The 20,040-nt window shown below is 63.8% G+C and carries 14 protein-coding genes and 1 pseudogene; 1 reads left to right on the top strand and 14 read right to left on the bottom strand.

Features of this window, described 5'->3' with window-relative positions:
* Positions 1 to 14 precede the first annotated feature (14 nt).
* A complete protein-coding gene (locus EJ077_RS23005) occupies positions 15 to 3,161 on the top strand; it encodes an efflux RND transporter permease subunit (protein WP_208696527.1) in 3,147 nt (1,048 codons plus the stop codon).
* Positions 3,162 to 3,238: 77 nt separating this feature from the next.
* Here the strand turns inward: EJ077_RS23005 and EJ077_RS23000 are convergent, their stop codons facing one another.
* The 14 genes and pseudogenes from EJ077_RS23000 to EJ077_RS22935 form a co-directional block, all read right to left on the bottom strand.
* Entirely contained in the window at positions 3,239 to 4,948 is a 1,710-nt protein-coding gene (locus tag EJ077_RS23000; protein WP_208696525.1) for an APC family permease, read from the bottom strand.
* 253 nt (positions 4,949 to 5,201) lie between these two features.
* Positions 5,202 to 7,570, bottom strand: a pseudogene (locus tag EJ077_RS22995) (DUF1989 domain-containing protein).
* Between the two features lie 259 nt (positions 7,571 to 7,829).
* Complete coding sequence (locus tag EJ077_RS22990) at positions 7,830 to 8,453, bottom strand: sarcosine oxidase subunit gamma (RefSeq protein ID WP_208703101.1); 624 nt, start codon at positions 8,451 to 8,453, stop codon at positions 7,830 to 7,832.
* The gene (locus EJ077_RS22985) at positions 8,446 to 11,427 is read right to left on the bottom strand and encodes a sarcosine oxidase subunit alpha (RefSeq protein WP_208703100.1); all 2,982 of its coding nucleotides are present in this window, start codon (positions 11,425 to 11,427) and stop codon (positions 8,446 to 8,448) included. Before EJ077_RS22985 ends, EJ077_RS22990 begins: the two co-directional genes overlap by 8 nt.
* Positions 11,427 to 11,702 carry a sarcosine oxidase subunit delta gene (locus EJ077_RS22980; protein ID WP_208696523.1) on the bottom strand — a complete coding sequence of 92 codons (276 nt, stop codon included), beginning with the start codon at positions 11,700 to 11,702 and terminating at the stop codon, positions 11,427 to 11,429. The genes EJ077_RS22985 and EJ077_RS22980 overlap by 1 nt, the downstream gene beginning before the upstream one ends.
* A gap of 14 nt (positions 11,703 to 11,716) precedes the next feature.
* Positions 11,717 to 12,970, bottom strand: a complete 1,254-nt coding sequence (locus EJ077_RS22975) for a sarcosine oxidase subunit beta family protein (RefSeq protein WP_208696521.1) — start codon at positions 12,968 to 12,970, stop codon at positions 11,717 to 11,719.
* Between the two features lie 36 nt (positions 12,971 to 13,006).
* Complete coding sequence (glnT, locus tag EJ077_RS22970; RefSeq protein WP_208696519.1) at positions 13,007 to 14,314, bottom strand: type III glutamate--ammonia ligase; 1,308 nt, start codon at positions 14,312 to 14,314, stop codon at positions 13,007 to 13,009.
* A 34-nt stretch (positions 14,315 to 14,348) separates the two neighbouring features.
* Complete coding sequence (locus tag EJ077_RS22965; protein WP_015318914.1) at positions 14,349 to 15,677, bottom strand: FMN-binding glutamate synthase family protein; 1,329 nt, start codon at positions 15,675 to 15,677, stop codon at positions 14,349 to 14,351.
* A gap of 6 nt (positions 15,678 to 15,683) precedes the next feature.
* Positions 15,684 to 16,406: a GXGXG domain-containing protein gene (locus tag EJ077_RS22960; protein WP_208696517.1), complete on the bottom strand. Its 723-nt coding sequence runs from the start codon at positions 16,404 to 16,406 to the stop codon at positions 15,684 to 15,686.
* Between the two features lie 4 nt (positions 16,407 to 16,410).
* Entirely contained in the window at positions 16,411 to 17,307 is an 897-nt protein-coding gene (locus EJ077_RS22955) for a class II glutamine amidotransferase (RefSeq protein ID WP_208696515.1), read from the bottom strand.
* An 83-nt stretch (positions 17,308 to 17,390) separates the two neighbouring features.
* Positions 17,391 to 17,720 (bottom strand): hypothetical protein, encoded by a 330-nt coding sequence (locus EJ077_RS22950; protein WP_208696513.1) that lies wholly within the window; start codon positions 17,718 to 17,720, stop codon positions 17,391 to 17,393.
* Positions 17,717 to 18,406: a hypothetical protein gene (locus EJ077_RS22945; protein ID WP_208696511.1), complete on the bottom strand. Its 690-nt coding sequence runs from the start codon at positions 18,404 to 18,406 to the stop codon at positions 17,717 to 17,719. The genes EJ077_RS22950 and EJ077_RS22945 overlap by 4 nt, the downstream gene beginning before the upstream one ends.
* 45 nt (positions 18,407 to 18,451) lie before the next feature.
* Positions 18,452 to 19,861 carry an APC family permease gene (locus EJ077_RS22940; RefSeq protein ID WP_208696508.1) on the bottom strand — a complete coding sequence of 470 codons (1,410 nt, stop codon included), beginning with the start codon at positions 19,859 to 19,861 and terminating at the stop codon, positions 18,452 to 18,454.
* Between the two features lie 14 nt (positions 19,862 to 19,875).
* Positions 19,876 to 20,037, bottom strand: a complete 162-nt coding sequence (locus EJ077_RS22935) for a hypothetical protein (protein WP_208696506.1) — start codon at positions 20,035 to 20,037, stop codon at positions 19,876 to 19,878.
* Positions 20,038 to 20,040 lie beyond the last annotated feature (3 nt).

Below are 20,040 nucleotides of genomic sequence, written 5' to 3'. Positions count from 1 at the left end.
GTGGACCAGCACCGATGACGACCTCCACTGAAGAAAAGCGGCCCTTCAATCTCTCTCGTTGGGCAATTGGCCATCCGTCCATTGCGCGCTTCCTGTTCGGGCTGATCATCATCGCCGGCGGGCTCGGCCTGATGCGCATGGGCCAGAAGGAGGATCCCGATTTCACCTTCCGCGTCATGGTCGTGCAGGCGATCTGGCCGGGCTCCTCGATCCAGGAGATGGAAGACCAGGTCGTCAACAAGATCGAGCGCAAATTGCAGGAGACGCCACATCTCGACTTCGTACGCTCCTTCACCCGCGCCGGCAGCGCCATCATCACCGTCCAGATCAAGGGCGACACCAACGCCGCCGAAGTGACGGATGCTTTCTATCAGGTGCGCAAGAAGGTCGGCGATATCCAGGGAGACCTGCCGCAGGGCCTGCTCGGCCCCTATTTCAACGACGAGTTCGGTGACACCTTCATCACGCTGCATTCGATAAGTGGCGAGGGCTTCTCCTATCCGGAGCTGAAGAAGTTCGCCATCCAGGCGCGCGACATGCTGTTGACGACATCAGGCGTCGAGAAGGCCGTCATCATCGGCGACCAGCCGGAAAAACTCTATATCGACGTCTCGTCCAAGGCGCTGGCCGAACGCGGCCTGACGCTGACCGACCTGCAGAACGCGATCAAGGGCCAGAACAACGTCGATCCGGCCGGCTCTGTCGACACAGGCGTCAATTCGGTGCGCATCTCGGTCGAAGGCGACGTCGCCAAGGCCGCCGACATCAGGGAATTGCGCCTGCGCGCCGGCGGCCAGGTTACCCGGCTGGGCGACATCGCCACCGTCACTTCGGGGCTGGAAGATCCCTTCCAGCGCAAATACCGCTTCAATGGCCACGACAGCGTGCAGCTTGGCGTCGTCATGGCCAAGGGTTTTAAAGTCACCGATGTCGGCAAGGATGTCGAGGCGACCTACAAGCACTTCGAGGAAGCGCTTCCCTATGGCGTTTCGGTCGACCAGATTTCCGACCAGCCGGGCGTCGTCACCGACGCGGTCGCCGAATTCATGCATGCGCTCGGCGAGGCGCTGCTGATCGTGCTCGTCGTCTCGTTCCTGTCGATCGGCTGGCGCTCGGGCCTGGTGATCGCCATAGCCATACCGCTGGTGCTCGCCGCCACATTCGCCATCATGTACGAAATCGGCATCGACCTGCAGCGCATTTCGCTGGGCGCGCTGATCATCGCGCTCGGCTTGCTCGTCGACGACGCCATGATCGTCGTCGAGATGATGGAGCGGAAGCTCGAGGAGGGGTTGGTCAAGATCGAGGCGGCGAGCTTCGCCTATTCCTCGACCGCTTTCCCGATGCTGACCGGCACGCTAATCACCACCGCCGGCTTCATCCCGGTCGGCTTCGCCGCCTCGACGGCCGGCGAATATGTGCGCACCCTATTCTATGTCGTCGGCATCGCGCTGATCGTGTCCTGGTTCGTGGCGGTCTATTTCACGCCGTGGCTGGGGCATATGATCCTCAAGCAGCGCAAGCATGCCGGCACCCATCACGATGCCTTCGACACGCGTTTCTATCGCCGGCTTCGCTCGACCGTCGGCTGGGCGGTGCGCCACCGCATCATCGTGCTGGTCATGACGCTGGTGACTTTCGGCACCAGCCTGTGGGCCTTCCAGTTCATCCCGCAGAACTTCTTCCCGCAATCGTCTCGGCCCGAAATCCTCGTCGACCTCTGGCTGCCGGAAGGCACCTCGATCAAGGAAGTCGAGACGCAGGCCAAGGCCCTGGAAGCCAAGATGATGGACGACAAGGACAAGCGTTTCATCGCCACCTATATCGGCGAGGGCGCCCCGCGCTTCTTTCTGCCGCTCGACCAGCAACTGCGCAACCCGAATTTCGCCCAGATGCTTGTCATGGCCAATGACGAGCCGGCCCGTGAGCGGCTGATCGTCAAGCTGCGCACGGTTCTGGCGCAGGATTTCCCGTCGATTCGTGCCAAGGTCGACCGCCTGTTCCTCGGACCGCCGACGGGCTGGCCCGTGCAGATGCGCGTCATGGGTCCGGATCGTCAGGAGGTGCGCCGCATCGCCGACCAGGTGAAGGCAAAATTCCGGCAGGATCCGCTTCTCGGCGCCGTCCATGACGACTGGCTGGAGCCAGTGCCGGCGATGAAGCTGGTCATCGATCAGGATCGCGCCCGTGCGCTCGGCGTCACCTCGCAGCGCATCCGCCAGATGCTGCAGGCCGCGATGTCCGGCGCGCCGCTCGACGATTTCCGTGACGGCGAGGAGACGGTGTCCATCGTCGCCCGCGAGCCGGATGCAAGCCGCAGCCTGCTGTCCTCGGTCGACTCGGTCTACATCCCGACCGATTTCGGCGGCTTCGTGCCGCTGTCGCAGGTCGCCAAGGTGGTGCCTGTGCTGGAGCAAGGCATAGAGTGGCGCCGCGACCGCCTGCCGACCATCTCGGTACGCGCCACTTTGCCCGACGGCGTGCAGTCCAACGACGTCGTCACCAAGATGTACAAGGACATGCAGGGTCTGCGTGACGGCCTGGCGCCCGGTTACAAGATCGAGATCCAGGGCGGGGCCGAGGATTCGGCCGAAAGCCAGGCTTCGATTGCCGCCAAGGCGCCGATCATGCTGGCCATCATCGTCGTGCTGCTGATGATCCAGCTGCAGAACTTCGGCAAGGCGATGCTGGTGCTGGCGACCGGCCCGCTCGGCATCATCGGTGCTGCCGCCGCTCTGCTGATCAGCGGCGCGCCATTCGGCTTCGTCGCCATCCTCGGCGTCATCGCGCTGCTCGGCATCATCATGCGCAACTCGATCATCCTGGTCGACCAGATCGACCAGGACATCGCCAGGGGCATGGACCGTTCCGAAGCGATCATCGGCTCGGCGGTGCGCCGCTTCAGGCCGATCGTGCTGACGGCGATGACCGCGGTGCTGGCACTGATTCCGATCTCGCGCGCCGTGTTCTGGGGGCCGCTCGCCTACGCCATGATGGGCGGCATCCTGGTTGCCACCGTATTGACCATCCTGGTGCTGCCGGCGGGATATGCGCTCTTCTTCGGCCGCGAGCCGAAGAAGGCGAAGGCCGACGAGCAGGCCCCGGAGCCAGCAGAGATCGAAGGCATCGAACGGCCGCAATTGGCTTTGGCGGCGGAATAAGAAAAAACCGGCCGGTCGATTTGCGACCGGCCGATTCTTCTGATGCAGTGGCTTGGGCCGCCTTGGCGGTCAGACCGTCAGATGACGAATACCCAATTGGCGATGAGCATGACCGCCACGCCGGCGACCAGCGTCAGATAGGGCAGCATGCCCGCCTTCTTGACCGAGAGGTCGGCTCCCGCCATGCCGAGGTCGGCCAGCATGTGGTCCGGGAATTTGCCCTTGTCCTGGATGTAGTGCCGGAAGCAGAACACTGGGATGATCAGCGCCGCGGTGATCAGGCCGGCCCACAGGGCCATCGGGTTCCACACCTTGGCACCTGCGCCCATGAAGATGGCGTTGACATAGGCGAAGATCGCCCCGATCCCCAACAGCCAGCTAGGCGCTTTCCACGGCCGTACGATATGGCCGTTGTCTATGCGGTGGATCCAGCCGGCATTGAGGTTGAGGAAGTTGAAGATGATGTAGCCGCAGTTCGACACGGCGAGGATGAAGAAGAAGCTCGTCGCGTCGGCCGAGGCGATCGCCAGAACCGCCAGGTTGAAGCAGAGGTCAGTCCACATGGCCCGCGTCGGCGCGCCGTGTTCGTTGACGTGGCTGAGATAGCGCGGCAGCCAGCCGTCGACCGAGCCCTGGTAGAGCGTGCGCGAGGAGCCGGCCATCGCCGTCATGATGCACAGCACCAGCGCCAGGATCATCAGCATGACAAGCAGGCTGTGGATGATCTTGCCGCCGCCGACCATGCCGGCCAGCGCGTCGGCCACGCCGGAGCCGTCGACGATCGGCGTTGCCAGCATGCCGTTCAGGCCCAGTACGCCCTGGAAGGTGAAGGGCACCAGGATGAATAAGAGCATGCAGAGCAGGCCGGAATAGAAGATGGCCTTGAACGTATCGGTGCCGGGGTTCTTGAACTCCGACGTGTAGCAGACGGCGGTCTCGAACCCATAGGTCGACCAGGCTGCGATGAACATTCCGCCGAGCGCGAGCGTCCAGCCGGCGATATTCCAGGAGCCGGGCTCGGGTGCGTAGGCGGCGGCGAGCGGCACCAGGGGCGAGAAGTTCGCCCAGTCGATCTGGCCGGTGAAGATCGGCACGACGCCGACAATCAGCATCGGGATGATGACCAGCAGGCCGATATATTTCTGCACGCTGGCGGTGCCCAGGATGCCGCGATGCTGGATCGCGAAGATGATCAGCATCAGCACCGCGCCGATGAAGAAAGTGGCGTTGAGCGTGAACGACACCGGGCCCAGCGTGTGGCTCCACAGCGTCCAGTTACGGATGGCCGGCGTCGCGGCGGCGGTCACCGCGGTGATGGCATCGGCGGGAACCGTTCCGGCATGCGCGGCGATGTAGGCCACCACCTCGGGCGAGGAGTCGGTGAACAGCGGCACCGGCGCCAGCGCGTTGAGGATATAGGCGGCCGCGATCGAGCAGCCGAGCGACAGCACCGGCGACCAGGCGAACCAGTTGCACCACACCGACAGCGGCGCGATGAACTTGGAGTAGCGCAGCCACGCCGTGGCGCCGTAGATCGAGGCGCCGCCGGACTTGTTCGGAAACAGGCCGGCGATTTCGGCATAGGTGAAGGACTGCAGGAAGCCCATGATCATGGACACCGTCCAGATCAGGAAGGCCAGCTTTCCCGTCGTGCCGGCAATGCCGCCGATCGAGAACAGGACCAGCGCCGGAACGCCGCTCGCCACCCAGAAGGCGCCGCGCCAGTCGATATGCCTGAGCAGCTTGCTTTCGGCAGGCTGGTCCAGGACCGTACTTATCGTGCTCATGTCGATGAGTTCCCCTTTTTCGATGTTCCCCGCCAGCGATGCCTCGGCTACGCGAAGCTTGCTCCCCGGCTAATGACCGTTCCGGCCGCAGTGTTTCCACTCAGTCGTATTTTTTTCTTAAGAGTGAAGATTGATCCGGCGCGCCGTCACGTCAAGCGATTTGTGAAACCGTGCACATCACGCTTGCGCGCGCGGATTACAAAGCGTCCGGCGGGATGGCCGGCGAGCGCTTTGCGAACCCAAAAAGGGCAGGTCAGGAGCGTGGTTTGCTCTTTTGCGGATCGTAGTGGGCAAAGGCGACGACCCGGGCCGGCAGCCGCTTGGCATGGCCGTCGAGCTTGCCGATCTCGACCTCTGTGCCGATGGCGGCATGGGTAACGTCGAGGCGCGCCAGCGCGATGTTCTTGTTCAGCACCGGCGAGCGCACGCCCGACGTGACGACGCCGATCTGGGCGCGGCCGACATGGACGCAGTCGCCATGGCCGACGGCGACATTGCTGTCTATGTCGAGCCCGACCAGCTTCGTCTGCGGATGGTCCTTGCGCCGGATCAGCGCCTCACGGCCGATGAAATCGTCGGTCTTGCTCTTCAGCGGCACGGTAAAGCCGATACCGGCCTCGAACGGATCGGTCTGGTCGGAAAATTCGTAACCGGCGAAGATCAGCCCGGCCTCGATGCGCACCATGTCGAGCGCCTGCAGGCCCATCGGCTTCAGCCCATGCGGCTGGCCGGCTTCCCAGATGGCGTCGAACACCTTTTCGGCGTCGCGCGGATGGCACCAGATCTCGTAGCCGAGTTCACCGGTATAGCCGGTGCGCGAGACGACGATGGGGATGCCATTGCCGCCACCGATCCTGGCGACGGCAAAGCGGAACCATTCGAGTTCCTCGATCGAGGGCTGCAGCGGCGAGGTCCAGATCACCTGTTTCAGGATGTCGCGGCTCTTTGGCCCTTGCACGGCGATGTTGTGCATCTGGTCGGTGGACGAGCGCACCAGCACGTTGAGGCCGAGCTTTGTCGCCGTCTCGCGCAGCCATTCGCCGGACAGATCGTCGCCACCGACCCAGCGGAAATTGTCCTTGCCGAGCCTGAGCAGCGTGCCGTCGTCGATCATGCCGCCATGCTCGTAGCACATGGCGGAGTAGACGACCTGGCCGACGCCGAGTTTCTTGACGTCGCGCGTCAGCGTGTATTGCAGCAGCGCTTCGGCATCCGGGCCGGTGACCTCGAATTTGCGCAGCGGCGACAGGTCCATGATCACCGCGTCCTGGCGGCAGGCCCAGTATTCGGCGATAGCCCTTCTTTGGCGAAGGAATTGGCCAGCCAATAGCCCCTGTACTCGACGAAGTCGCGCGTGTGTTTGGCAAAGCTCTGGTGAAAGGCTGTCTCGCGGGTCATTTTCGGTTCCGAATCGGGCGTCATGCGTCTGGCGATCGCTCGCGAGAATTTGTGCTGGCCGGAATAGGTCCGCACGTGGATGTCGGTCAGATCCCAGCCATTGGCAGGCGTCGTGTCGTCGGGGCAGGCGGAGGAGACACAGACGATGTCGGTCAGCGCCTTGAGCAGAACATAGTCGCCGGCCCGCGACCATGGCTCGTCCGACACCATGACGCCATGGGCGTCGATCGCCGTGTTGAAGAAGAAGTTGATCGCCATCCAGCCGGCGCGGGGGTTGACGCCCTTGCTGTCCAGCGCGCGGTTGAAGTTCTCCGAGCAGTTGGTGTGGCCGGGATAGCCGATGTCGTCGTAATATTTCGCCGCACAGGCGAGCGCGAAGGCGTCGTGCCGGCCGCACGTGTCCTGCACCACCTCGACCAGCGGCTCCATGTCCTGGTCGTAGTATTTCGAATGCAGGCCGGGCATCGGGTAGCTCGCGCCCATCAGTGTGCGCGTCGTCGTGACGTCGAGCGGATGGTCGAGGCCCTTGTCGAGCTTGCGCGCCGAAAAACACTGGAAGTCGGTGCACTGGCGCCCGTCGACATCGATGATCTGCAGATAATCGCCCGCCTTGACGAAATAGGATTCGGCCGTCGCCGAATGGACGCGCAGATCAAGCACCGGATCGGCCAGTGGATCGGCAAGCCGAGATTTTGTTTTCAGGCGGATCGTGTTGCGCCACACGATGACGCTGAGCGGCGTCGCCGCGTCATGGCCGTCGACCAGCATCGGCCCGCCGGGCGCGGCAATGACCATCGAGCCATCGCGCGCGATCGCGAAAGCCTGTTCCGTACCAGCCGGCGTGGCGGCGCCGAACACGCGCACCGCCTTGGGCTGATCGAGTTGTACCTGCCGGCGCTCGAGGGCGCGGCGCAGCGATGCGATGCTGTCATCCCCCTCGGTGAGCAGCGCCTTGATGCCGGCGGCATTACTATTGGATTTTTCACCGAGAATGCCGGCGTCGGTGACGCCCGACGTGTCCCAGGCCAGCAACTCGCAGGCCTGGCCGCCCTCGGTATTGCGCACCGTGATCGTATCGCCGGCCTCGACCTCGATCAGTACCGCGCCATTGCCCTGTACGGTATAGCGCTCCATGCCGGCCGGCAGCGCGATCTGGCCAGGCCTCAGGATGAGACTTGGCCTGGGCGGTCCGGCTGTCACGGCGGGGTAGGGCGACTGGCTCATCTCAGCCTTGCGGTTCGAGAAACAAGTTTGCCTGTGTGTGAAATTATTTTCGCTGAGAGAATAGCAGGGTGGTCGCTTTTGGCAAGGCGCCGCCTGATCTTCCCTTCTCCCCTTGTGGGCCTCGCGAAGCGAGGTCGGATGAGGGGTGCTCCAGGGAACGCCAACGTCTCACTCCGCTGGACCACCCCTCATCCGTCTCGGCGCTGCGCGCCGATCCACCTTCTCCCACAAGGGGAGAAGGAAGAAGCGTATGCAGGCGCTACGCCATTTCCTCCGAATGCCCGATCTCGATTCCATACTCGGCACCCGAGTCCAGCATCGTGTGCCACAGGCTTTCGGCAAAAGTCGCGAATACCAGAACGTTGAACACGGCCAGTCCGTCTCGATCGTTCCCACGCCAGAGCGTGACGCTGGTGTGATCCATCGAGGTTGCGGCAGCCTCGCCAATCGCGAATGCTTCGGCGTGCAGATCGATCGACGCGAGCTTGGCGAGCATCGCGCGCGCCTTGGCGCCGGAGATGCCGATCAGCACCCGCGCATGCGATTGGTCGGACAGCGAAGCAGAGGTCGCAAACGCTTGGGCAAGTGCACCCGCTGCATGCTTGCCGCCCTTAGACAGTACGAAAAACTGATCAGGCCCCGACCAGATCAACGTGGCATCCGGCGCGCCAACCGCGTTCGGCGTTTCCGGAGCAGCAACGCCAAAGCGAGCCTTGGCCGCCTCGGCCATCTCAGCCGCCTTGCCACGCCGCGCCATTACCTGGACGAGGTCGAAATTGCGGATCTCGGTCAGCGACACGCCGGCATCGCCGCTCGCGCCATGAGGCCCGGCAACGAGTGCGCGATCAAGCGGGCTGCGGGTCTCCCACGAAAACTCAGCCACGCTGGCGCCCTCCATCCGGATCGTAGAAGACGGGATTGCAAATCTCGACGTCATAGTCCTCGCCGCGCAGCGGATCGTGCGCACGCACGATCTCGCCGATTCGCTCACGGCCGCGCTCGACAAGGGCAAGCCCGATCCATTGGTCTGATATCGGCGAGAAGCAGACCGAGGTGATATAGCCCTGGTCGTTATCAGGCCCGGGTGTCTGTCCCTTCGGGATGATGTGTGCGCCGGAGCGTAGCCGTCGCGCCTTATCGGTCGGCTTGATGCCGACGACCACCTGCCGGTCCGCTGCAATCAGCGCCTCGCGTCCGGCCATGACGCGGCCGATGAAATCCTTCTTGGTCGACATCATCTTGCCGAGGCCGAGATCGGCCGCGGTTGTCGTGCCACTGAGTTCCGGGCCCGCGACATGGCCCTTTTCGATGCGCATGACGCCGAGCGCCTCGGTGCCGTAAGGCGTCACGCCGAACGGCTTGCCCGCAACCATCAGATTGCGGGCCATCGCCTCGCCGTAGCGCGCCGGCACCGAAATCTCGAACGCCATTTCACCGGAGAAGGAGATGCGGAACAGCCGCGCTTTGACGCCGCCGCGCAACGCGACTTCGCGCGCGCCCATGAAGGGGAAACCTTCGTTGGAGAGATCTTCCGAAGGATCGACGATCTCTTTCAACAGATCGCGGGTCTTGGGTCCGGCAATGGAGAACTGCGCCCACTGGTCGGAGACCGAAGTCAGCTGGACATCGAGTTCCGGAAACAGCACCTGCCGGCAGAACTCGAGATGCTGCATCACCAGCCCGGCCTTGGCCGTCGTGGTGGTCAGGAAATAGTGGTCCTCGGCCAGCCGCGACGTGGTGCCGTCATCATAGACGATGCCGTCCTCGCGCAGCATCAGCCCATAGCGCGCCTTGCCGACGGCAAGATTGGAGAAGGTGTTGATGTAGACGCGGTCGAGGAAGGCGCCGGCATCCGCGCCGTGCACGTCGATCTTGCCCAGTGTCGAGACATCGCAGAAGCCGACGCCGCCGCGCACAGCCTTGACCTCGCGGGTCACCGATTCCAGCCAGTCCTTCTCGCCGGCGCGGGGGTACCACTGTGCCCGTTTCCATAAACCGGTGTCGACAAAGATCGCACCTTGCTCGGCCGCCCAGTGATGCGACGGCGTCAGCCGTGTCGCATGAAAATTCTCGTCGCGGTGGTGGCCGGCAAAGGCGCCGATGGCGACAGGCACGTAAGGCGGGCGATAGATCGTGGTGCCCGTCTCGGGAATGGACTTGCCCGTGACCGCCGCCATGATGGCGAGGCCGGCGACATTCGAGGTCTTGCCCTGGTCGGTCGCCATGCCAAGCGTGGTGTAGCGCTTCAGGTGCTCGACCGATTCAAAACCCTCACGCTGCGCCAGCTCGATGTCGGATGCGGTGACGTCATGCTGCTGGTCGACGAAGGCTTTGCCTTTGCCTGCGACATGCCACAGCGGCGTCAGCGAAAAGGCCTCGTCATCGGCCACCAGCATCGAACCCGCACTGCCGCTTCGCCCTGCATCGCGCGCGGCGGCGGCACCTGCCTCGAACCCTTCGCGCAGGCAGGCGCCGAGTCCGAAGGCGCCGTTGGCGGCGCCCGCTGCGACCATGCCGGGCGGTGCGCCATCCGGCACGAAGGCGGCGATGTCGTCGCGCCATTTCGGCCGGCCGCGATGGTAGGAGGTGAGCCCAACGGTCGGGTTCCAGCCGCCGGAAACGGCAAGCCCTTCGGCTTCCACTTCGGCACGCGCGCCGCCGGGGAGCGAGACCGAAATCTTGCGCACGCCACTCTTGCCGCCATCGATGCCTCTGACCGAGCCATGCAGAACGGGAAAGCCGCCCTTGCTGGCAAGCGAACGATGCGCCGGCGAAATCTCCGCGCGCGCGTCGATCACGGCCGCCACTTGCAAGCCGGCACCAAGTGCGGTCTCAACCGTGCGCCAGCCATCCTCGTTGTTGGTGAAGAGCGCGATGCGCTTCGCCGGCGTCGCGGCATAGCGCCCGATATAGCTGCGCATGGCGGATGCCATCATCACGCCCGGCGTGTCGTTGCCGGCAAAGACGATCGGCCGTTCGAGCGCGCCTGCCGCGACGACGCAGCGCTTGGCCACGATCCGCCACAGACGCTGCCGCACCTGATGCTCGGGCGGCGAGGGCACGTGGTCGTTGACGCGCTCGATCGCGCCATAGGTGCCGCCATCATAGACACCGAACAGCGTCGTGCGGGTCATGATGCGCACGTCGGGCAGGGAGCCAAGTTCAGCCAGCGTCTGTGAAAGCCATTCGGCCGCCGGCATGCCGTCGATCGTACCGCCATCGGCAAGCAGGCGGCCGCCCGGGGTAAAATCCTCCTCGCACAGGATGACGCGCGCACCCGTGCGGCCCGCGGCCAGTGCGGCCGCGAGGCCGGTCGGGCCCGAGCCGGCGATCAGCACATCGCAATGCGCCCACGCCTTGTCGTAGTGGTCGGGATCGGCGATGCCGGCGGCGCGGCCGAGGCCGGCGGCACGTCGGATTGCCGGCTCGTAGATCGCTTCCCAGAACTTCGCCGGCCACATGAAGGTCTTGTAGTAGAAGCCGGCGACGAAGATCGGCGCGAACAGCTGGTTGACCGACATGACGTCGAAATTGAGCGACGGCCAGCGGTTCTGGCTGGCGGCCTCAAGACCTTCATAAAGTTCGGCCGTCGTCGCCTTGGTGTTCGGCTCGCGCCGCGCGCCGCTGCGCAGTTCGACCAACGCGTTGGGCTCTTCCGACCCCGCCGTCAGGATGCCGCGCGGGCGGTGATACTTGAACGAGCGGCCGACCAGCTTGACGCCGTTGGCAACCAGTGCCGAGGCAAGCGTGTCGCCTTTGAAGCCGCAGTAGCTCTTGCCGTCGAAAGTGAAATTCAGCGGCGCCGAACGGTCGACGAGACCGCCATTGGCGAGCCGGTTTGACTGATTACTGGCCATCATGCACCAACCTTGGCGGCGCCTGCGCCCGCCGCCGGCTCAACGGCCGAAATCTCGTGCGTCAGCGTGTTGCGGGTGACCTTCAGCCAGGCCCGGCAGCCGCCGCCGTGATACCAGTTCTCGTCCATCACGCCGGCGATATTGTCGCGCAGATAGACATAGTCATAGACGGCGCCCTCGCCGGCGTCGGCCGCCGGTCGCACCGGCTTGGCGTCGCCGAGATAGGTGAATTCGCCAAGTTCGCGTTCGCCGCAGAAGGGACAGGTAATGCGCATGGTTCCAGCCGCCTTCAGTGCAGGTTCGGTTGGGCGCCCTGGCCCTTTTCGTCGATCATGGCGCCGCGCTGGAACCGGTCGAGGCGGAAGCGCGCGGCCTCCTTGTGCGATTCATCGCGCGCGATCAGATGGGCGAAGACAAGGCCCGAGCCGGGTGTCGCCTTGAAGCCGCCATAGCACCAGCCGGCATTGAGATAGAGCCCTTCGACCGGTGTCTTGTCGATGATCGGCGAGCCGTCCATCGACATGTCCATGATGCCGCCCCACTGGCGCAACAGCCGCACGCGGCCGATCATCGGGATGATCGCCATGCCGCCCTCGCAGACATCCTCCATCACAGGCAGATTGCCGCGCTGGGCGTAGGAATTGTAGCCGTCGATGTCGCCGCCGAAGACGAGGCCGCCCTTGTCGGACTGGCTGACATAGAAATGTCCGGCGCCAAACGTCATGACGCCGGGGATGAGCGGCTTGATGGCCTCGGAGACGAAGGCCTGCAGCACATGGCTTTCGATCGGCAGCCGCAGGCCCGCCATATCAGCGACGCGCGAGGAAGAGCCGGCAACCGCCATGCCGACCTTGCCGGCGCCGATCCTGCCGCGCGAGGTCTCGACGCCGGTCACCTTGCCGTTCGCGTCCCTGACAAAGCCGGTGACTTCGCAATTCTGGATGATGTCGACGCCAAGTTCGCTGGCAGCGTGGGCGTAGCCCCAGGCCACCGCATCGTGGCGCGCCGTACCGCCGCGCCGTTGTAGCAGCCCGCCTTGCACCGGGAAGCGCGCATGGTCGAAGTTCAGGAACGGCAGCATCTTCTTCAGCGCCGGCTGGTCGAGCAGTTCGGCATCGATGCCGTTGATGCGCATGGTGTTGCCGCGCCGCGCATAGGCATCGCGCTGCGCGTCGGAATGATAGAGATTGAGAACGCCGCGCTGGCTGACCATGGCGTTGTAGTTGAGGTCCTGCTCCATCCGCTCCCACAGCTTCATCGACAATTCGTAGAAGCCGGTGTTGCCGGGCAGGCCGTAATTGGAGCGGATGATGGTGGTGTTGCGGCCGGCATTGCCGGAGCCGATCCAGCCCTTTTCCAGCACCGCGACATTCTTGATGCCGAACTCGCTGGCCAGGAACCAGGCGGTGGCGAGCCCATGGCCGCCGCCGCCGATGATCACCACGTCGTAGCGGTCCTTCGGCGCGGCGTCGCGCCAGGTGCGTTGCCAGTTTTTGTGGCCGGAAAGAGCGGCGCGCGCGAGCGAGAAGATCGAGTATTTCATACGTTCATTCCGAGGTCGCTCGCACCGCCAGGACGATCAAATGTCCAGCGTGTGGTCGCGCTCCCATTGCGTGAAGTGCGAAGCATAGGAATTCCATTCCTGGTGCTTCAGCTTTAGATATGCCGACGAGAATTCCTCACCCAGCGCCGCCTTGAGCGATTTGTCCCTGTCGAACTCGCGCAAGGCGTCGAGCAGGTTGAGCGGCAGTTTCGGCGCGCCCTTCACCGTGTGGCCATGCTGGTACATGTCGATGTCGTAGCGCTTGCCCGGATCGGCCTTCGAACGGATGCCGTCGAGGCCGGCGGCGATGATGACCGCCTGCAGGAGATAGGGGTTGGCCGCGCCATCCGGCAGGCGCAATTCGAAACGTCCAGGGCCGGGCACGCGCACCATGTGGGTGCGGTTGTTGCCGGTCCAGGTCACCGTGTTCGGCGCCCAGGTCGCACCCGAAATGGTGCGCGGGGCGTTGATGCGCTTATAGGAATTAACCGTCGGGTTGGTGATCGCGGCGAGTGCGGAGGCGTGCTTCATGATGCCGCCGAGGAAGTTCTTGCCCTTGGCCGACAGGCCAAGCTCCATCGAATTGTCGGCGAAGACATTGGTCTTGCCTGATTTGTCCCAGACAGAGATGTGGGCATGGCAGCCATTGCCGGTCAGGCCCAGGAAGGGCTTGGGCATGAAGGTGGCGCGCAGACCATGCTTTTCCGCGATCGACTTGACCATGAACTTGAAGAAGGAATGCTTGTCGGCGGTCGGCAGCGCGTCGTCGAAGGCCCAGTTCATCTCGAACTGGCCGTTGGCGTCCTCGTGATCGTTCTGGTAGGCGCCCCAGCCGAGCGCCAGCATGTGGTCGCAGATCTCGGCGATGACATCGTAACGGCGCATGACGGCTTGCTGGTCGTAGCAAGGCTTCGATGCCGTGTCGTATTCGTCGGAGATCGCCTTGCCGTCAGGCGAGATCAGGAAAAACTCGGCTTCGACGCCGGTCTTGACATGCATGCCGTCGGCGGCTGCCTCGGCGATCAGCCGCTTCAGCGTGTTGCGCGGCGCCTGGTCGACCTCCTTGTCGTCCATGATGCAGTTGGCGGCGACCCAGGCGACTTCCGGTTTCCACGGCAATTGGATGACCGAGTCCGGATCCGGCACTGCCAGCATGTCGGGATGCGCCGGCGTCAGATCGAGCCAGGTGGCGAACCCGGCAAAGCCGGCACCATCCTTCTGCATATCGGCGATCGCCTGCGCCGGCACCAGTTTGGCACGCTGGCCACTGAACAGGTCAGTGTAGGAAATCATGAAATATTTGACGCCGTTCTTTTTGGCGAAAGCGGCGAGATCGTTCCCCATTATAGTTCCTCGCTTATGGTATTTCGGGTGTGTTTTAGAAGCCGTTCTTCCCCGGTATCCAGTTGGTGCCGGCCAGCGGCACGCCGGCCATGGCGGCTGCCTCGATCGTCAATGCGACGAGGTCCTCGGGTTCGAGATTGTGCAGGCTGTTCTTGCCGCAGGCGCGGGCGATGGTTTGAGCCTCCAGCGTCATCACCTTGAGATAGTTCGCCAGCCGGCGGCCGGCGGCTACGGGGTCCACCCGCTTCATCAGTTCCGGGTCCTGCGTGGTGATGCCGGCAGGGTCCTTGCCCTCATGCCAGTCGTCATAGGCGCCTGACGTGGTGCCGAGTTCGTTGTACTCCGCCTCCCAGCGGGGATCATTGTCGCCGAGCGCGACGAGCGCCGCGGTGCCGATCGACACCGCGTCGACGCCGAGCGCCAGCGCCTTGGCGACATCGGCGCCGTTGCGGATGCCGCCGGAGACGATCAGCTGCACCTTGCGGTGCATGCCGAGGTCCTGCAGCGCCTGCACCGCCGGCCTGATGCAAGCGAGCGTCGGCTGGCCGACATTTTCGATGAACACTTCCTGCGTCGCCGCCGTGCCGCCCTGCATGCCGTCGACCACGACGACATCGGCGCCGGCCTTCACCGCGAGCGCTGTGTCATAATAGGGGCGGGCGCCGCCGACCTTGACGTAGATCGGTTTTTCCCAGTCGGTGATTTCGCGCAGTTCGAGAATCTTGATCTCGAGATCGTCCGGGCCGGTCCAGTCGGGGTGGCGCGAGGCAGAGCGCTGGTCGATGCCTTTCGGCAGCGTGCGCATTTCGGCGACACGGTCGGAAATCTTCTGGCCGAGCAGCATGCCGCCGCCGCCGGGCTTGGCGCCCTGGCCAACGACCACCTCGATGGCGTCGGCGCGGCGCAGGTCGCGCAGGTTCATGCCGTAGCGCGACGGCAGGTACTGATAGACCAGTTGCTTGGAATGGCCGCGCTCTTCCTCGGTCATGCCGCCATCGCCGGTCGTAGTCGAGGTGCCGGACAGCGTCGCGCCGCGCCCGAGTGCTTCCTTCGCCGGGCCGGACAGCGAGCCGAAGCTCATGCCGGCGATGGTGATCGGAATCTTCAGTTCGATCGGCTTCTTCGCATGGCGCGACCCCAGCACCACGGATGTGTCGCAGCGCTCGCGATAGCCTTCCAGCGGATAGCGCGAGATCGAGGCGCCGAGGAACAGGAGGTCATCGAAATGCGGCAGCTTGCGTTTGGCGCCGGCACCTCTGATATCGTAGATGCCGGTCGCCGCGGCGCGGCGGATTTCGGAAAGCGTGTAGTCGTCGAAGGTCGCGGATTTGCGCGGTGTCGTCGGCGGGTTGCGGTACGTCATCTTGCCTCAATACGCGTCGGCGTTGTCGATATTGAAATTGTAGAGCGTGCGCGCCGAGCCGTAGCGCTTGAACTCCGACGGCTTGACACCGGTCACGCCGGCGCGGTCGAGCAGACCCTGCAGCAATTCCAGATGCTCGGGCCGCATCTCCTTGGCGATGCAGTCGGCGCCCAGACTATCGACCTTGCCGCGCACGAAAAGCCGCGCCTCGTAGATGGAATCGCCCAGCGCGTCGCCGGCATCGCCCAAAACCACGAGATTGCCGGACTGCGCCATGAAGGCCGACATGTGGCCGATATTGCCGTGCACGACGATGTCGATGCCCTTCATCGAGATGCCGCAGCGCGAGGAGGCATTGCCTTCGATGACCAGCAGCCCGCCCTTGCCGGTGGCGCCGGCATACTGGCTGGCGTCGCCTTTGACAGTTATCGAACCCGCCATCATGTTCTCGCCGACGCCCGGGCCGGCCGAGCCGTGCACGGTGATGGCGCTGCCCGAATTCATGCCGCCGCAGTAATAGCCGACGCTGCCGCGCACATCGATGCTGACGGGCTGGTCGACGCCGACGGCGACCGAGTGGTTGCCTTTCGGGTTGAGCACTTCCCACGCCGTCTCGTTCGAACCGGGAGCCAGCTTGTGGAGCGCCTGGTTGAGTTCGCGCAGCGACAGGACGTCGAGGTCGAAGACGCGCGCATGGCTTTCGCGCGTAGCCTTGGAGGTTGCCGGCATGAACTCAATGCTCCCAGAAATAAACGGTTGCGGGCTCCGGTTCCCAGACCCTCGCATTGTCTATGCCGGGCAGTTTGGTCAGCGCGCGATATTCCGAGCCGAAGGCGACATATTGGCCGGTCTCGGCCATGACGGCGGGCTTGCAGGCGATCGGATCGCGCACCACGCCAAAACCATTCTTGGTGCCGACGACGAAGGTGAAGAAGCCGTCGAGGTCGGAGAGCGTGCCTTCCAGTGCCTCGCCGAGGTTCTTGCCATGCGCCATTTGCGAGGAAAGGTAGGCCGCCGCCACCTCGGTATCGTTCTCGGTCTCGAATTTCATGCCTTCGCGCACCAGTTCGCGGCGGACATTGTTGTGGTTGGACAGCGAACCATTGTGCACCAGGCACTGGTCGGCGCCGGTCGAGAAGGGATGCGCGCCCATCGTCGTCACCGCCGATTCCGTCGCCATGCGGGTGTGGCCGATGCCATGCGTGCCGGTCATCTTGCGGACATCGAAGCGATCGACGACGGCTTCCGGCAGGCCGACTTCCTTGTAGATTTCAACCGCCTCGCCGGCGCCCATGATGCGGACATCGGGCCTGAGCGACTGAAGGGCTTCACGCGCCGCGTCGACCTTGTCGGGCGTGGTCCTGACCACCGCATGTGTCGATTTCACCGCAATGCTCACCGGCGCTCCGAGAGCCTTGGCGAGTTCGGCGTCCAGCCCGCGGAAATCGCGGTCAGGCTTCGGTGACTGGATGGTGATCTTGGCCTCGTTGCCCGATGTCGCGCCATAGATGGCGATGCCGGCGCTGTCGGGGCCGCGATCGCTGAGCGATACCAGCATCTCCGACAGCATCGCGCCGAGCTTCGGTTCCAGCGCCTTGTCCTTCAGGAAAAGTCCAACGATTCCGCACATGTCAGCCTCCCGACGTTTGTGACTAGAGATGATGTACCGAATGAAATCCTTGAATTCAATGGGATGAAAAAATTTTCCTCTGGTTACGTATGCAGCTCAATGCCATTCTGCGTAACATCGCCCTCCGGTCGGGCATTATGAGCCCATTTGGCGGTACGGATACGGGCGATCTTGTAGGCGTCGAGGATGGAGAGCGCATAGATCAGGACGCCGCCGGCGTGACGGCCAACGAAGCTGGCATCCGGCGGCGAAATCTTGGCGGTCACCCAGGCCAGGATGACCATGAAGAAAAGGAACTGCAGGCCGCGCACGGGTACGCCAAGAATGACATGACCGCTTGCCGGCAGCACGATTGCGGCGCCCAGGACGAGATAAGGGCTCACTGGTGCCGGCGAAGCGTTTGAAGTGCTCATGCGGCCTGCCGTTCGCTTCGGTTGATGGCGTCGCGCAGCTTCGAGAGAGATACGAGCAGTCCTTCGATCAGCGTCGCATCGATACGCGTGTCACCGAACGCGGCCTGCCGGAAGACCCCGTAGCGTGCCCGCTCGGCCTCGGCCAGCAGCCACACGATGCGCACTCCGTTTGGCGTGATCAGCAGCTCCTTGGCGCGGCCATCCGCAAAGGGTTCGAGATGACTGGCGATGATGCCTTGCGGGAAACGCGTGCCTCTGCGGTCCGTCCGCAGCACCGCTTCGGCTGGAAATCCCGGAGCTTTCGGCAGCGTATGATCCAGATGATCGAAATTGGAGAATGTCGTCGGCGAGCCCGGCCGCATCATCATGTCGAAAACGGCTGGCACCGCGACCTTTTCGGTAATGGACACCGACAGCCAGCGCGCGGGGAGCTTTCGTGTCGCCAGCGTATCGACGATGGTGCGCAACTGGACATGTTGGCCGTTCCACGATCCTTCCCAGGTGATGACGCCGGCGGTGCCCTCCGAGACATTGGCCACGTCCGCGACGACGGTGCGAATGCTTGCCTCGTCGGCGGCGAGCGCGGCCGAGGCCCTGTCGCGGCTGCGGCGTGCCAGCCACGCAAAGTGAAGGACGAGAGCCAGGACAATTGCCCCGGCAAGCAGTGCTGAAGTCACCTCGGACATATTATCGTGCAAGGCCCGTCCAGATCCTGGACGGGCCTACTCCCATCAATAGCCCTGCGGTTTCGGCCACGGCATGGTGAACTGGTCGCCACGCCGCACGAATTTGTAGCGGTAGAAATGGAACCACAGCGAAATCAGGAAATAGAAGGCGACCATGGCGATCAGCTGCGAGCCGAAGCCGAGGAAGATGGCGAAGAAGGTCACCACGCACAGGCAGAACAGCACGATTGCCGGCAGCGGATGGAAGGGGTGCGTGTAGCCGCGGCGGATCGACCCCAGCGGCCACTTCTTGCGGAACATCATGATGTTGATGCTCATGAAAGTGTACTGCAGGACGCCCGACAGGATCGAGAAGGTAATCGCCTGGTTGAGATCGGCGATGAAGGCGAAGGCCAGCGCGATCGGCAGCAGGAACAGGATCGAGCGGTAGGGCGTGCGGTATTTCGGATGCACCGCCGAGAACCAGCTCGGCAGATAGCGGTCGCGGCCGAGCGAGAACCAGGCGCGTGCCGCGTCGTTGATACAGCCATTGGCGGAGGCAAGCGCGGCGAGCAGCGTCGCTATGAACAGAAGGTTCTCGAGCAGCGGGCTTCCGGTCAGCTTGCCAGCATCCCACAGCGGATAATAGGTGATGCCGAGATATTCCCAGGGCATCAGCGAGGCGCAGACATACCAGGTCATGGCGGCGGCGATCAGAAGCGTGATCATGCCGGCCATCGTGCCGTAGGGCAGCGAGCGTGCAGGCGAGCGCACCTCTTCGGCCGCCTGCGTGGTGCCTTCGATGCCGAGATAGTACCAGATGCCGAACTGGAAGGCGGCAATGACGCCGATCCAGCCATAGGGCAGCGCGTTGCCTGGAGTGACCAGTTCGTTGAGCTTCAGCACCGCGCCTTGCGTCCACGGGCTGACCGAGAAGAACAGGACGACGATCGAGACATAGGCGATTGCCGTGATGACGAAGTTGACGTTGAGCGTCATCAGCACGCCGCGATAGTTGAGCCAGGCCAGCACCACGATGGTCGCGGCGATGAAGGAGTTGTGGGTTAGCCCTTCGACTCCGGCCTTGGCGACGATCGTGTCGCCGAGCAGGATGGCGTCGGACACTTCCAGCATCGTGTAGGCAAACACCAGGAACAGCGCGACATTGAAGGCCATCAGCGGCCCGACAATGTGCTTGGCCTGGGCGTACTGGCCGCCGGCGGCGGCGACTGTCGATGTGACCTCGGAATCGATCATGGCGACCGATGTATAGAGTAGGCCGACGATCCAGCAGACGATCAGCGCGGCGAGCGCCCCGCCCTTGTCCGCCGCGAAATTCCAGCCCGTGAATTCGCCGACCAGAACGATGCCAACGCCGAGCGCCCAGACATGGGCGGGTCCAAGAACCCTCAGCAGCGAAACCCTGTCGCCCCCTGCCGTTGCTGCTGTTGCTGCCGATTCAACCGCGACCGTCATAGCTCAATCCCCACTCAGATCCGGTGTTTTTCGGAAACGGCTTCAAGTTCGCCTTCGCGTGAGGACGTAAGCACGTCTTCACCATAGGTCGTGTCGACCTGGAACCAGTCGTAAAGCATCCAGAGCGCCAGAACGATCGAGATGCCCCAGCATGCATAAGAGAGTGCCACCCACATGAT

The sequence above is a fragment of the Mesorhizobium sp. M8A.F.Ca.ET.057.01.1.1 genome (assembly GCF_003952565.1).
Lineage (GTDB): Bacteria > Pseudomonadota > Alphaproteobacteria > Rhizobiales > Rhizobiaceae > Mesorhizobium.
The sequence above is the reverse complement of the archived record's forward strand: the minus strand, read 5'-3'. Positions and strand labels throughout refer to the sequence as shown.

Excerpts from the sequence above, each read along its gene's own strand:
- EJ077_RS23005 (WP_208696527.1), top strand. The coding sequence starts at position 15 with ATGACGACCTCCACTGAAGAAAAGCGGCCCTTCAATCTCTCTCGTTGG.
- EJ077_RS23000 (WP_208696525.1), bottom strand. The coding sequence starts at position 4,948 with ATGAGCACGATAAGTACGGTCCTGGACCAGCCTGCCGAAAGCAAGCTG.
- EJ077_RS22985 (WP_208703100.1), bottom strand. The coding sequence starts at position 11,427 with ATGGCCAGTAATCAGTCAAACCGGCTCGCCAATGGCGGTCTCGTCGAC.
- EJ077_RS22980 (WP_208696523.1), bottom strand. The coding sequence starts at position 11,702 with ATGCGCATTACCTGTCCCTTCTGCGGCGAACGCGAACTTGGCGAATTC.
- EJ077_RS22975 (WP_208696521.1), bottom strand. The coding sequence starts at position 12,970 with ATGAAATACTCGATCTTCTCGCTCGCGCGCGCCGCTCTTTCCGGCCAC.
- glnT (WP_208696519.1), bottom strand. The coding sequence starts at position 14,314 with ATGGGGAACGATCTCGCCGCTTTCGCCAAAAAGAACGGCGTCAAATAT.
- EJ077_RS22965 (WP_015318914.1), bottom strand. The coding sequence starts at position 15,677 with ATGACGTACCGCAACCCGCCGACGACACCGCGCAAATCCGCGACCTTC.
- EJ077_RS22960 (WP_208696517.1), bottom strand. The coding sequence starts at position 16,406 with ATGCCGGCAACCTCCAAGGCTACGCGCGAAAGCCATGCGCGCGTCTTC.
- EJ077_RS22955 (WP_208696515.1), bottom strand. The coding sequence starts at position 17,307 with ATGTGCGGAATCGTTGGACTTTTCCTGAAGGACAAGGCGCTGGAACCG.
- EJ077_RS22950 (WP_208696513.1), bottom strand. The coding sequence starts at position 17,720 with ATGAGCACTTCAAACGCTTCGCCGGCACCAGTGAGCCCTTATCTCGTC.
- EJ077_RS22945 (WP_208696511.1), bottom strand. The coding sequence starts at position 18,406 with ATGTCCGAGGTGACTTCAGCACTGCTTGCCGGGGCAATTGTCCTGGCT.
- EJ077_RS22940 (WP_208696508.1), bottom strand. The coding sequence starts at position 19,861 with ATGACGGTCGCGGTTGAATCGGCAGCAACAGCAGCAACGGCAGGGGGC.
- EJ077_RS22935 (WP_208696506.1), bottom strand. The coding sequence starts at position 20,037 with ATGTGGGTGGCACTCTCTTATGCATGCTGGGGCATCTCGATCGTTCTG.